The 12,071-nt window shown below is 70.2% G+C and carries 14 protein-coding genes; 9 read left to right on the forward strand and 5 right to left on the reverse strand.

Features of this window, described 5'->3' with window-relative positions:
• Together A5712_RS16620 and A5712_RS16625 are read left to right on the forward strand one after the other, a co-directional pair.
• A partial coding sequence (locus A5712_RS16620) for a dihydrodipicolinate synthase family protein (protein WP_197519416.1) occupies nt 1-394 on the forward strand: 394 nt, incomplete at its 5' end.
• A 7-nt stretch (nt 395-401) separates the two neighbouring features.
• The gene (locus A5712_RS16625; RefSeq protein WP_068107206.1) at nt 402-2,078 is read left to right on the forward strand and encodes a ribonuclease J; all 1,677 of its coding nucleotides are present in this window, start codon (nt 402-404) and stop codon (nt 2,076-2,078) included.
• Here A5712_RS16625 and A5712_RS16630 read toward each other — a convergent pair.
• The 3 genes from A5712_RS16630 to A5712_RS16640 are packed head-to-tail and all read right to left on the reverse strand — an operon-like array spanning nt 2,075 to nt 4,089.
• Nucleotides 2,075-2,947, reverse strand: coding sequence for an SAM-dependent methyltransferase (locus A5712_RS16630; protein WP_068107208.1), 873 nt, complete (start codon nt 2,945-2,947; stop codon nt 2,075-2,077). The two genes, A5712_RS16625 and A5712_RS16630, sit on opposite strands and share 4 nt — an antisense overlap.
• Nucleotides 2,948-2,953: 6 nt before the next feature.
• Complete coding sequence (locus A5712_RS16635; protein ID WP_068107210.1) at nt 2,954-3,778, reverse strand: mycofactocin-coupled SDR family oxidoreductase; 825 nt, start codon at nt 3,776-3,778, stop codon at nt 2,954-2,956.
• A complete protein-coding gene (locus A5712_RS16640; protein WP_068107211.1) occupies nt 3,775-4,089 on the reverse strand; it encodes a putative quinol monooxygenase in 315 nt (104 codons plus the stop codon). The genes A5712_RS16635 and A5712_RS16640 overlap by 4 nt, the downstream gene beginning before the upstream one ends.
• A 101-nt stretch (nt 4,090-4,190) precedes the next feature.
• Here A5712_RS16640 and A5712_RS16645 point away from each other — a divergent pair, with 101 nt between their 5' ends.
• Nucleotides 4,191-6,734 carry a DNA translocase FtsK gene (locus A5712_RS16645; protein ID WP_197519417.1) on the forward strand — a complete coding sequence of 848 codons (2,544 nt, stop codon included), beginning with the start codon at nt 4,191-4,193 and terminating at the stop codon, nt 6,732-6,734.
• A 66-nt stretch (nt 6,735-6,800) separates the two neighbouring features.
• Here the strand turns inward: A5712_RS16645 and A5712_RS16650 are convergent, their stop codons facing one another.
• The gene (locus tag A5712_RS16650) at nt 6,801-7,319 is read right to left on the reverse strand and encodes an amino-acid N-acetyltransferase (protein WP_156766600.1); all 519 of its coding nucleotides are present in this window, start codon (nt 7,317-7,319) and stop codon (nt 6,801-6,803) included.
• Between the two features lie 83 nt (nt 7,320-7,402).
• Between A5712_RS16650 and pgsA the strand changes: the two genes are divergently transcribed.
• From pgsA to A5712_RS16670, 4 genes are all read left to right on the forward strand, one after another.
• The gene (gene pgsA / locus A5712_RS16655; RefSeq protein ID WP_068107216.1) at nt 7,403-7,975 is read left to right on the forward strand and encodes a CDP-diacylglycerol--glycerol-3-phosphate 3-phosphatidyltransferase; all 573 of its coding nucleotides are present in this window, start codon (nt 7,403-7,405) and stop codon (nt 7,973-7,975) included.
• 104 nt (nt 7,976-8,079) lie between these two features.
• On the forward strand, nt 8,080-8,415 hold the full coding sequence (gene clgR, locus A5712_RS16660; protein WP_068107218.1) for a transcriptional regulator ClgR: 336 nt from the start codon (nt 8,080-8,082) through the stop codon (nt 8,413-8,415).
• Nucleotides 8,416-8,522: 107 nt separating this feature from the next.
• Nucleotides 8,523-9,341 (forward strand): phage shock protein PspA, encoded by an 819-nt coding sequence (pspA, locus tag A5712_RS16665; RefSeq protein WP_068107220.1) that lies wholly within the window; start codon nt 8,523-8,525, stop codon nt 9,339-9,341.
• 18 nt (nt 9,342-9,359) lie between these two features.
• Entirely contained in the window at nt 9,360-10,169 is an 810-nt protein-coding gene (locus A5712_RS16670) for a hypothetical protein (RefSeq protein WP_068107222.1), read from the forward strand.
• A 5-nt stretch (nt 10,170-10,174) separates the two neighbouring features.
• Here the strand turns inward: A5712_RS16670 and A5712_RS16675 are convergent, their stop codons facing one another.
• On the reverse strand, nt 10,175-10,606 hold the full coding sequence (locus A5712_RS16675; protein ID WP_068107224.1) for a limonene-1,2-epoxide hydrolase: 432 nt from the start codon (nt 10,604-10,606) through the stop codon (nt 10,175-10,177).
• A gap of 63 nt (nt 10,607-10,669) precedes the next feature.
• Here A5712_RS16675 and A5712_RS16680 point away from each other — a divergent pair, with 63 nt between their 5' ends.
• Nucleotides 10,670-11,836: a glycosyltransferase gene (locus tag A5712_RS16680; RefSeq protein WP_068107316.1), complete on the forward strand. Its 1,167-nt coding sequence runs from the start codon at nt 10,670-10,672 to the stop codon at nt 11,834-11,836.
• A 10-nt stretch (nt 11,837-11,846) separates the two neighbouring features.
• The gene (locus A5712_RS16685) at nt 11,847-12,053 is read left to right on the forward strand and encodes a DUF3046 domain-containing protein (protein WP_068107226.1); all 207 of its coding nucleotides are present in this window, start codon (nt 11,847-11,849) and stop codon (nt 12,051-12,053) included.
• Nucleotides 12,054-12,071 lie beyond the last annotated feature (18 nt).

Below are 12,071 nucleotides of genomic sequence, written 5' to 3' on the forward strand. Positions count from 1 at the left end.
CAAGGACGCCAAGGGCGACCTGCACAGCGGCGGCCAGATCATCGCCGAAACCGGACTGGCCTACTACTCCGGCGACGACGCGCTGAACCTGCCGTGGCTCGCCATGGGCGCCACCGGCTTCATCAGCGTGATCTCGCACGTCGCCGCGGGCCAGCTGCGGGAGTTGTTGTCCGCCTTCGCCTCCGGCGACATGGCGACCGCCCGCAAGATCAACGTCGCGGTCGCCCCGCTGTGCAACGCCATGGGCAGGCTCGGCGGGGTGACCATGTCGAAGGCGGGTCTGCGCCTGCAGGGCATCGATGTCGGCGACCCCCGGTTGCCGCAGATGCCGGCGACGCCGGAGCAGATCGAGGCGCTGGCCGCCGACATGCGCGCGGCCTCGGTTCTCAGGTGAGTCGAGCGTGAACGAGGAACTCGCCCCACCGGGTCCCCTGGCTCCGGGCGGGTTGCGGGTCACCGCGCTGGGCGGCATCAGCGAAATCGGCCGCAACATGACGGTTTTCGAGCACCTGGGCCGGCTGCTGATCATCGACTGCGGGGTGATGTTCCCCACCCACGACGAGCCCGGCGTCGACCTGATCCTGCCGGACCTGCGCCACATCGAGGACCGCCTCGAGGACATCGAGGCGCTGGTGCTCACCCACGCGCACGAGGACCACATCGGGGCGATCCCGTTCCTGCTCAAGCTGCGCCCCGACATCCCGGTCGTCGGTTCGAAGTTCACACTCGCGCTGGTCGCCGCCAAATGCCGCGAGCACCGCATCAAGCCGGTCTTCGTCGAGGTCACCGAGGGGCAGCGCAGCACGCACGGCGTATTCCAGTGCCAGTACTTCGCCGTCAACCACTCCATCCCCGACGCCCTGGCGATCGCCGTGCACACCGGCGCCGGGACCGTGCTGCACACCGGCGACATCAAGCTCGACCAGCTGCCGCTCGACGGCCGGCCCACCGACCTGCCCGGCATGTCCCGGCTCGGCGACGCGGGTGTGGACCTGTTCTTGTGCGACTCGACGAATTCGGAGATCCCGGGCGTCGGCCCGTCGGAAAGCGAAGTCGGCCCGACGCTGCACCGGCTGATCCGGGGCGCCGACGGCCGCGTGATCGTGGCGTGTTTTGCCTCCAACGTGGACCGGGTGCAGCAGATCATCGACGCCGCAGTGGCTTTGGGGCGGCGCGTATCGTTCGTCGGGCGCTCCATGGTGCGAAACATGGGCATCGCGCGGGAGCTGGGTTTCCTGCGCGTCGACGACTCCGACCTGATCGACATCTCCGCCGCCGAGATGATGGCGCCCGAGCGGGTCGTGCTGATCACCACCGGCACCCAGGGCGAACCGATGTCGGCGCTGTCGCGGATGTCGCGCGGTGAGCACCGCAGCATCACGCTGACGTCCGAGGACCTGGTGATCCTGTCGTCGTCGCTGATCCCCGGCAACGAGGAGGCGGTGTACGGCGTCATCGACGAGCTGGCCAAGATCGGCGCCCGCGTCGTCACCAACCAGCAAGTGCGCGTTCACGTTTCCGGCCACGCGTACGCGGGCGAGCTGCTCTTCCTCTACAACGGCGTGCGGCCGCGCAACGTGATGCCGGTGCACGGCACCTGGCGGATGCTGCGCGCCAACGCCAAGCTGGCGGCGCGCGCCGGGGTGCCGCAGGACTCAATCCTGTTGGCGGAGAACGGGGTCAGCGTCGACCTGATGGCCGGCAAGGCCACGATCGCCGGGGCCGTGCCGGTGGGCAAGATGTTCGTCGACGGGCTGATCACCGGCGACGTCGGCGACATCACCCTGGGCGAGCGGCTCATCCTGTCGTCGGGCTTCATCGCGGCGATCGTGGTGGTGCAGCGCGGCACCGGGCGTCCGGCCGCCGCGCCGCAACTGATTTCGCGCGGCTTCTCCGAAGACCCCAAGGCGCTCGAGCCGGCCGTGCGCAAGGTCGAGGCGGAGCTGGAGCAGCTGGCCGCCGACAACGTGACCGATCCCGTCCGCATCGCCCAGGGCGTGCGCCGCACGGTCGGCAAGTGGGTGGGCGAAACCTACCGCCGGCAGCCGATGATCGTGCCGACCGTCATCGAGGTCTAGCTCTTCTCGGCGTACGCCGACCATTCCAGTTGCGAGGCACCGAGTTTGCGGCCGGCGGGCCGCACGTAGCGTGCCACGAGCTCGTGGGGGCCGGCCTGCTCCACCAGCCGCCAGCCGTATTCGCCGATGAACCCGGCGACCTCGTCGGGGTTCAGGCCGAAGTGCCACAGCTGGTGACGCTCGCGGACGTTGCGGTACAGCGTGCGGGTGCCGTACCGATGGCTGCCGTCGATGAAATCCCGTCGGACGTAGGTGAATACGATCCGGCTGCCGGGCGCGGCCGCGCGCAGTCCCTCGAGGGTGCGCCGGACGCCGTCCTCGGTCAGGTACTGGGTGACCCCTTCCCACACTAAGAACGCCCGGTAGTCGGGGCGATAGCCGTGCTCGGCCAGCGAGGTGAGCAGGTCGTCGCGCTCGAAGTCCAGCGCCACCAACCGAACCGACAGCGGCGGCTCACCGAGCACCCGGCGCACCGTCTTCGCCTTGCGCGCGATGTTGACCGGCAGGTCCACCTCGAAGACCGGGATGCGGGCCCGCCGGGTCAGCCGATAGGCCAGCGTGTCCAGGCCCGCCCCGAGGATGACGACGGCGTCGGCGTCGCCCAGCGCCGCCGCGATCTTGTCGTCGATGAAGCGCTTGCGGCAGGCCAGATTCGCCCACAGCCCGGGGCCGGTGAACTCCGAGCCGCGGATCATCAGGCGGCGGGCCGGGCCCCAGCGCGTCGCGCCGGCGAGCAATCGCAGCGGGCGCGGCAGGAACAGTTCCGCGAGGTCGTCGTCCACCAGTCGGCGCCCGGCCGGCTCGTTGTGTTCGACGGCGGCCAACACCATCGGGCCGAACGCCGTCTGCGCCGCGGGATTTCGCGCCATGGGCGACTACTTGTTCAAGAAGCCCGCATCGACGGGCAGGGTGACACCGGTGATGTAGCGGGCCTGGTCGGAGACCAGCCACGCCACCGCGTTGGCGATGTCCTCGGCCTGCAGCACTTCCACCGGTAGCGCGTTGCCCAGGCTGCGCGGCTGGTCGGTCTGCGACGCCATCTTGGCGAGCCACTCCCGAGTGAACTCGTTGTTGATCATCGGGGTTTCGACGCCCGTCGGATGGATCGAGTTGACCCGGATGTTTTGGCCCGCAAGCAGATTCGCGTATACCCGCATCAGCCCTACCACGCCGTGCTTGGCGGCCGCGTAGCCGACGGAGCCGGCGTCGGGACTGCCCACCCCGGCCAGCCCGGCGGCCGAACTGATCAGCACGATCGACCCGCCGCTGCCCTGCTTGACCATGGGCGATATCGCGACCTTGATCGTGTTGTAGACGCCGGTGAGGTTGACGTCGATGACGTCGCGCCAGCCGTCGTCACCGGACGCCATCGGGGCGATGCCGGCGTTGGCGACCACGATGTCCAGCCGGCCGAATTCGTCGAGGCCGGCCCGCACCGCGGCGGCAAGCGATTCGCGGTCGCGGACGTCGGCCTGCTTGGCGACGATGCGGGCGCCGGTGTCCTCGACGAGCTTGACGGTGGCCGCCAGGTCCTCCGGGGTGGCCAGGGGATAGGGGACGCTGGCGATCTGCTCGCACAGGTCGACCGCGATGATGTTCGCGCCGTCGGTGGCCAGCCGCACGGCGTGCGCGCGGCCCTGGCCGCGGGCGGCCCCGGTGATTAGCGCGACTTTTCCGTGCAGCGGGGCGTTACCACTCACGCGCGCAGCTGCCCCTTGTCCGGGTCGCCGGCGGGAACCGGCTGCAGCATCTTGATGTCCGGCGCGCCGGCCAGGTGCTCGCCGGCCGCCGTGAACAGCTTGGTGATCGCCGGGGCGGTGCTGTGCACCTTGAGTGCTTCCTCGTCGGCCCACTGCTCGACGAAGACGAAGGTCTCGCCGGTCTGGTGCAGCGAATACAGCTGGCAGCCGGGCTCCTCGTGCACTTCCGATACCGCGGTGGTCAGGATGTCGCGGACGGTGTCGACCGATTCGGGTTTGACGGTCATGGTGGCGACGACGACGACGGGCATGCTCAGGGCCTCCTGGGGGTGAGAGGGGTGGGTGACGGCATGACGTAGATCACCGCTAGCCACCCTACCCAGGCCTGATTGGCGGCCTCGCCCGCCCGGCGATGGTTACCAGTGTGGCGGGTGGTGTAGATGAGGCTTTTGCGACTACTCTGAGCGTCATGCCAAGTAAGACCGCCGCCCGCTCCGGAGCCCGAACGAGCAGGTCAAAGGCACCGTCGCGGGGGAGGTCACGAAGCGCGCGCCCGGCGGCGCCCCGCAAGAAGGCGGGCAGGCCCGCCAAGCGCCGGAACTCCTCGCTGCTGGTCGCCACGGGGCTGACCTGCGGCCGCGCTATGCGCGCCACCTGGCTGATGGCCGCCCGCGGCACCGGCGGCGCCGCGCGCTCCATCGGGCGGGCCCGCGACATCGATCCCGGGCACCGCCGCGACGGGATCGCGCTGGTGCTGCTCGGCGTCGCCGTCGTGGTCGCCGCGAGCTCGTGGTTCGACGCCGCCCGCCCCGTCGGCGCGTGGGTCGACACGCTGCTGCGGACCTTCATCGGCTCGGGCGTCCTGGCGCTGCCTGTGGTCGCCGCCGCGGTGGCGGTCACGCTGATGCGGACCGAGCCAAATCCCGATGCGCGCCCGCGGCTCATCCTGGGCGGCAGCCTGATCGCCCTGTCGGCCCTCGGCCTGCGCCACCTGTGGTCCGGCTCGCCGGAGGATCCCGAATTGCGCCGCCGCGCAGCGGGATTCATCGGTTTCGCCATCGGCGGGCCGCTGTCGGACGGGTTGACGCCGTGGATCGCCGCGCCGCTGTTGTTCATCGGCTTCATGTTCGGGCTGCTGCTGCTCACCGGGACCACCATTCGCGAGGTGCCCGACGTGGTGCGTTCCATGTTCGGCGGCCGGCTGCTCGGCGACGACGACATCGCCTACGACTACGCGGACGAGTTCGACGACGACGATCAGCCCCGCGACGACTTCTCCGACGGCTACTACGACGAGTCCCCGGAACCGGAACCGCAGGCGTGGCCGTCGGCCGCCGCCGCGGCGGCCAGTCCCGACGAACCGATCGCCGACGACACGCCCACCATCCCCGAACCCGGGCGAAGCCGCCGTCGCACCAAGAAGCCGGAACCGCTGGTGGTGGACCGGGTGGTCGAGGGACCCTACACGCTGCCGGCGCTGAGCCTGCTGATCGCCGGCGATCCGCCCAAGAAGCGCAGCGCCGCCAACAATGTCATGGCCGACGCCATCAGCGAGGTGCTCAACCAGTTCAAGGTCGACGCCGCCGTCACCGGCTGCACCCGCGGACCCACCGTCACCCGCTACGAGGTCGAGCTGGGCCCCGGCGTGAAGGTGGAGAAGATCACCGCGCTGCAGAAGAACATCGCCTACGCGGTGGCAACCGAGAGCGTGCGGATGCTGGCCCCGATCCCCGGCAAGTCCGCCGTCGGCATCGAGGTGCCCAACACCGACCGGGAGATGGTGCGCCTGGCCGACGTGCTCACCGCGCCGTCGACCCGCCGCGACCACCACCCGCTGGTGATCGGGCTGGGCAAGGACATCGAGGGCGACTTCATCTCGGCGAACCTGGCCAAGATGCCGCACCTGCTGGTCGCCGGCTCCACCGGATCCGGCAAGTCCAGCTTCGTGAACTCGATGCTGGTGTCACTGCTGACGCGGGCCACCCCCGAGGAGGTCAGGATGATCCTGATCGACCCGAAGATGGTGGAACTCACGCCGTACGAAGGCATTCCGCACCTGATCACCCCGATCATCACCCAGCCGAAGAAGGCGGCGGCCGCGCTGGCCTGGCTGGTCGAGGAGATGGAGCAGCGCTACCAGGACATGCAGGCCTCCCGGGTGCGCCACATCGACGACTTCAACGCCAAGGTGCGCTCCGGCGCGATCACCGCGCCGCTGGGCAGCCAGCGCGAATACCGGCCCTACCCGTACGTGGTGGCGATCGTCGACGAGCTGGCCGACCTGATGATGACCGCGCCGCGCGACGTCGAGGACGCCATCGTGCGGATCACCCAGAAGGCCCGCGCCGCGGGCATCCACCTGGTGCTGGCCACCCAGCGCCCGTCGGTCGACGTCGTCACCGGCCTGATCAAGACCAACGTGCCGTCCCGGCTGGCGTTCGCGACGTCGTCGCTCACGGACAGCCGGGTGATCCTGGACCAGGCCGGCGCGGAGAAGCTGATCGGCATGGGCGACGCCCTGTTCCTGCCCATGGGCGCCAGCAAGACGGTCCGGCTGCAGGGCGCCTTCATCACCGACGACGAGATCCACGCCGTCGTCAACGCGTGCAAGGACCAGGCCGAACCCGAATACACCGAGGGTGTCACCACCGCCAAGACGACCAGCGAGCGCACCGACGTCGACCCCGACATCGGCGACGACATGGACGTGTTCCTGCAGGCCGTCGAGCTGGTGGTGTCCAGCCAGTTCGGCTCGACCTCGATGCTGCAGCGCAAGCTGCGGGTCGGCTTCGCCAAGGCCGGCCGGCTGATGGACCTGATGGAGACCCGAGGCATCGTCGGGCCGTCCGAGGGCTCCAAGGCGCGCGACGTGCTGGTCAAGCCCGACGAGCTGGCCGCGACGCTGGCCGCGATCCGGGGCCTGGACGGCGGCTCCGACGGGGACGCTCCGGAATAGCGCCGAGCAGACGCAGAATCGCACTGGAAGCATGCATTTTGTGCGATTCTCTGTCTGTTCGCAGGACTAGAGCACCAAAAGCATCCGGGAGTTCCCCAGGATGTTGGGTTTGACGTAGCTCAGGTCCAGGAACTCGGCGACACCGATGTCGTAGGAGCGGCACATCTCCTCGTACACCTCGGCGGTGACGGGCGTGCCCTCGATCTCGGTGAACCCGTGCCGGCCGAAGAACTCGGTCTCGAAGGTCAGCACGAACAGCCGCTGCAGCTGCAGCTCGCGCGCGACCTCCAGCAGCCGGTTGACGATCGCGTGGCCGATGCCCTGCCCGGTCACCGACGGGTCGACGGCGACGGTGCGGATCTCGCCGAGGTCCGACCACAGCACGTGCAGCGCCCCGCAGCCGACCACCTTTCCGTCGGCGTCCTCGGCCACCCAGAACTCCTGGACGGCCTCGTACAGCGTCACCAGGTTCTTTTCCAGCAGGATGCGCCCGGCGTAGGTGTCGACGAGGTGTTTGATCGCGGGAACGTCCGACGTTCGCGCGCGCCGGACCACGGGCGAGCGGTCGCGTGAGCTTTCGGTCACGGGTAACAGTATCGGCAACGGCGAAGGGAGCGCTGGTCAACGGTTATTCTGATGCCGTGTCGGCACAGCCTGAAACGTCCGGAATGGCTGGCCGTGCCCGCATCGCCAACCTCGCCAACGTCCTGACACTGCTGCGGCTGGTGCTGGTCCCCATCTTCCTGTTCGCGTTGTTCACCGGCGACGGTCACCAAATCGTCGGGCGCACAGTCGCTTTCGTGATTTTCGCCGTCGCCTGCCTGACCGACCGGTTCGACGGTTTGCTGGCCCGCAACTACGGAATGGCCACCGAATTCGGCGCGTTCGTCGATCCGATCGCGGACAAGGCGCTGATCGGGTCGGCGCTGATCGGCCTGTCGATGCTGGGGGACCTGGCGTGGTGGGTCACCGTGGTGATCATGGCCCGCGAAGTCGTGGTCACGCTGCTGCGGCTGGCCGTGATCCGCCGCGGTGTCATCCCGGCGAGCTGGGGCGGCAAGCTCAAGACGGTGGTTCAGGCGCTGGCGATCGGCCTGTTCGTGCTCCCGCTGACCGGACCGTTCCGGGTGGTGGCGGCGGTGGTGATGGGCATCGCGATCGTGCTCACGGTGGTCACCGGCATCGACTACGTCGCCGGGACGATCAGGACCGTCAGGCGAGTTCGCCAGACGACCGGCTGAACGGGAACCAGGCCGCCCTCGGCGGCGTTGACCCTTATGAGTGCCTGCTGAATGGGGTCTGTTTTTTCGTGCTGAGCAGGGCTGACTGGACGAAGGAGGGCGGGATGCCGCCATTGATGCGCGAGGTCATCGGCGACGTGTTGCGTCGGGCCAGGACGTCACAGGGCCGGACGCTGCGGGAGGTCTCGGATTCGGCACGGGTGAGCCTCGGATATCTGTCGGAGGTGGAGCGCGGCCGCAAGGAGCCGTCCAGCGAGCTGCTCAACGCGATCTGCGACGCGCTGCAGGTGCCGCTGTCGGCGGTCCTCACCGGCGCCGGGGAGCGGATGGCCAGTGCGGAACACGCGGCCCACAGCGCCGCGACCGCCGGGGCGAGCAGCACCATCGATGCCAGCACCAAGGTCGTCATTCCGCCGGTGGCCTCGCTCGCCGTGGCCTAGCCCGGTCCGGCGATCCCGCGTCAGGGGTGGGGCGATCGTCGCCGACCCACTAAATTGAGCGGCAGGGCGCCTGCCCGGCATACGAGAAGCGAAGGTGGAGCTGACTGATGGCCAATCCGTTCGTCAAGGCGTGGAAATACCTCATGGCGCTGTTCAACGCCAAGATTGACGAGCACGCCGACCCCAAAGTGCAGATTCAGCAGGCGATCGAGGAGGCGCAGCGCCAGCACCAGGCGCTGACCCAGCAGGCGGCGCAGGTGATCGGCAACCAACGCCAACTCGAGATGCGGCTCAACCGCCAGCTGGCCGACATCGAAAAGCTCCAGGTCAACGTGCGCCAGGCGCTGACGCTGGCCGACCAGGCCACCGGCGCGGGCGACGCCGCCAAAGCCGCCGAGTACAACAACGCCGCCGAGGCGTTCGCGGCGCAGCTGGTCACCGCCGAGCAGAGCGTCGAAGACCTCAAGACGCTGCACGACCAGGCGCTGTCCGCAGCGGCCCAGGCCAAGAAGGCCGTCGAACAGAACTCGATGGTGCTGCAGCAGAAGATCGCCGAGCGCACCAAGCTGCTCAGCCAGCTGGAGCAGGCGAAGATGCAGGAACAGGTCAGCGCGTCGCTGCGGTCGATGAGCGAGATCGCCGCCCCGGGCACCACCCCGAACCTCGACGAGGTTCGCGAGAAGATCGAACGCCGCTACGCCAACGCGATCGGGTCGGCCGAACTCGCCCAGGGCTCCGTTCAGGGCCGGATGCTCGAGGTCGAGCAGGCCGGCATCCAGATGGCGGGCCACTCCCGGCTCGAGCAGATCCGCGCGTCGATGCGCGGCGACGCCCTGCCGGCGGGTGGGACGCCCGCCGCCGGGGCCACTCCGGCGCCCGCGGAGAGCGCCGGCGGTCAGGTCGCCGAGAAGCCCTTTGGTCAGTAACGCCGCGGACGGTTCGCGATGGCGGTGAAGGCGGCTCAGCGCTCGCCATGGCGGGCGGTGTTGCAACGCGGATTGGACACCGCCGCTGACCTTTCCGGCTTCGTGGCCCAAAAGATCAGTGCCGCCGTCGATCCGCGGGCGCGGTTGCTGCGCCGCCGCCGCCGGGCGCTGCGGTGGGGTGTGATCTTCGGCGTCGGCTGCCTGTTTTGGATCGTGGTGACCGGCGTGCTGGCGGCGTGGGGCTGGTTCGCGCTGCTGCTGGAGGTCACCGGCGCCATCGCGGTCGTGCTGGCGATCCCGGCGACGCTGTTGCTGCTGCGGTATCGCTGGCTGCGCGCCGAGCCGCTGCCGGCGCGGCGGACCGCCAACACGCGTCGGCTGCCGCCGCCGGGCTCCGCCGCCCGGCCCGCGATGTACGCGCTGGGCGCCTCCGAGCGCGGCTTCTCCTCGCTGTTGGGCGTAATCGAGCGTGGCGCCATGCTGCCGGCGGACGAGATCCGTGATTTGAGTGCGGCGGCCGGCAAGAGCTCTTCGGCGATGGCGGCCACCGCCGCCGAGGTGGTGTCGATGGAGCGGGCGGCCCAGTACGCGGAGTCGTCGCGGTCGTATCTGGTGCCCACGATCAACGCGTTCACCGCGCAGTTGAGCGCCGGCGTGCGTCAGTACAACGAAATGGTCACCGCCGCAGCGCAATTGGTGTCGTCGGCGAACGGCGACGGGGCCGGCGCGGCGCGGCAGCGCTACCGCGACGAGCTGGTCGGCGCGACCGACCGCCTGCTGGGTTGGGCGCAGGCGTTCGACGAGCTGGGCGGGTTGCCGAAGGCCTAGAACGCCTAGAACGAAGCCTTCAGCGACGGCACGACCAGGGCCGCCAGGCCGCGCAGGGTCGCCTTGAACATGTCGAAGAAGTCAAAGTAGTCCCGCCACAGCGTGATTCGGCCGTTGTGCACCTCGAACACGCCGCAGACCCAGAACTGCAGCCGCAGCGGGCCGACGATCAGCGCGTCGGTGCGCTCGGTGAGCACCGCGGCGCCGTCGGCGGCGATGCGGTGGATCTTCACCTCGAACGCCCCGCGGCCCTCCATCGCGCGGAACAGCTTGATCGCCCGGGCGCGGCCGCGGATCGTGGGCAGGCCGACGTTCTCGTAGACGAGGTTGTCGTCCAGCGCGGCCTCGGCGGCCTCGAGGTCCGAATCTTGAAGCGCGTTCAGGAAACCCTCGACCGTGCGGGTGTTCGCGACGCCTGTGTCAGTCAGCTCGGTCATGGCCGCCAGCCTATTCGACCGGGGTTGTGCGTGGCGGCGCGGCGCTGTGGCAGGGTGGGGTCGATGCGTGTCGCCGTGGTCGCCGGGCCGGATCCCGGGCACTCGTTCCCCGCGATCGCGCTGTGCCAGCGCTTCGTCGAGGCGGGCGATCGGCCCACCCTCTTCACCGGCGCGGAATGGACCGGCGCCGCCCGCGCGGTCGGCATCGACGCCGCCGAGTTGGACGGGCTGGCCGCCACCGACGAGGACATCGACGCCGGGGCCCGGATCCATCGCCGCGCCGCGCGGATGGCCGTGCTCAACGTCCCGGCGCTGCGCGACCTGGCGCCCGACCTGGTGGTCTCAGACGTCATCACCGCGGGCGGCGGGATGGCCGCCGAGCTGCTGGGGATCCCGTGGATCGAGCTCAACCCGCATCCGCTGTATTTGCCGTCGAAGGGGCTGCCGCCGATCGGCAGCGGGCTGGCGCCGGGCACCGGCTTTCGCGGCCGGCTGCGCGACGCCGGCATGCGGGCGCTGACGGGGCGATCCTGGCGCGCCGGCATCAAGCAGCGCGCGGCCGCCCGGCTCGAGATCGGGCTGCCCGCCGTCGACCCGGGGCCGCTGCGCCGCCTCATCGCCACGCTGCCCGCCCTCGAGGTGCCGCGCCCGGACTGGCCGGCGGAGGCCGTCGTCGTCGGGCCGCTGCACTTCGAGCCGACCGATCGGGTGCTCGAGGTGCCGCCCGGCCCCGGGCCGGTGGTGGTGGTCGCGCCGTCGACCGCGTCGACCGGCACGTCGGGCCTGGCCGAGGCCGCGCTGCAGTGCCTGATACCCGGGGAGACGCTGCCGGCGGGCTCGCGCCTGGTGGTCTCGCGGCTGGGCGGGGCGGAGCTGACGCTGCCGCCGTACGCGGTGGCCGGCCTCGGGCGCCAGTCCGAGCTGCTGGCGCACGCCGACCTGATGATCTGCGGCGGCGGCCACGGGATCGTGAGCAAGACGCTGTTGGCCGGCGTGCCGCTGGTCGTGGTCCCCGGCGGCGGGGACCAGTGGGAGATGGCCAACCGGGTGGTGCGCCAGGGGAGCGGACGGCTGATCCGGCCGCTGACCGCCGACGCGCTGGTGGCCGCGGTGGGCGACGTGCTGTCGTCGCCCGGCTACCGCGACGCCGCGCGCCAGGCCGCCGCCGGCATTGCCGACGTCGCCGACCCGGTGTGGGTGTGCCGCGAAGCGCTGGCTTTAGCGGGGTAGCTCGGTGGGTATGTTGGCGTGCGTGCGGCTGACGGAGTTCAACGAGCGGGTTGTGTTGCGGTTCGGTTCCACCTACGGCGCGTCGGTGCTGGTGGATCACGTGCTGACCGGGTTCGGCGGCCGCACCGCCGCCCAGGCGATCGAGGACGGGGTGGACCCCCGCGACGTCTGGCGCGCCCTGTGCGCCGATTTCGACGTGCCGCGCGATCAGTGGTGAGTGTGCGAGTGTTGGCGC

The organism is Mycobacterium sp. E2327 (assembly GCF_001672675.1).
Classification (GTDB): Bacteria; Actinomycetota; Actinomycetes; order Mycobacteriales; family Mycobacteriaceae; genus Mycobacterium.

Bases quoted from the DNA above. Each gene is read 5' to 3' on its own strand.
- A5712_RS16645 (WP_197519417.1), top strand. From the start codon at position 4,191: ATGGTTACCAGTGTGGCGGGTGGTGTAGATGAGGCTTTTGCGACTACT.
- clgR (WP_068107218.1), top strand. From the start codon at position 8,080: ATGCCGCCATTGATGCGCGAGGTCATCGGCGACGTGTTGCGTCGGGCC.
- A5712_RS16675 (WP_068107224.1), bottom strand. From the start codon at position 10,606: ATGACCGAGCTGACTGACACAGGCGTCGCGAACACCCGCACGGTCGAG.
- A5712_RS16640 (WP_068107211.1), bottom strand. From the start codon at position 4,089: ATGCCCGTCGTCGTCGTCGCCACCATGACCGTCAAACCCGAATCGGTC.
- pgsA (WP_068107216.1), top strand. From the start codon at position 7,403: ATGGCTGGCCGTGCCCGCATCGCCAACCTCGCCAACGTCCTGACACTG.
- A5712_RS16680 (WP_068107316.1), top strand. From the start codon at position 10,670: ATGCGTGTCGCCGTGGTCGCCGGGCCGGATCCCGGGCACTCGTTCCCC.
- A5712_RS16685 (WP_068107226.1), top strand. From the start codon at position 11,847: ATGTTGGCGTGCGTGCGGCTGACGGAGTTCAACGAGCGGGTTGTGTTG.
- A5712_RS16670 (WP_068107222.1), top strand. From the start codon at position 9,360: ATGGCGGTGAAGGCGGCTCAGCGCTCGCCATGGCGGGCGGTGTTGCAA.
- A5712_RS16630 (WP_068107208.1), bottom strand. From the start codon at position 2,947: ATGGCGCGAAATCCCGCGGCGCAGACGGCGTTCGGCCCGATGGTGTTG.
- pspA (WP_068107220.1), top strand. From the start codon at position 8,523: ATGGCCAATCCGTTCGTCAAGGCGTGGAAATACCTCATGGCGCTGTTC.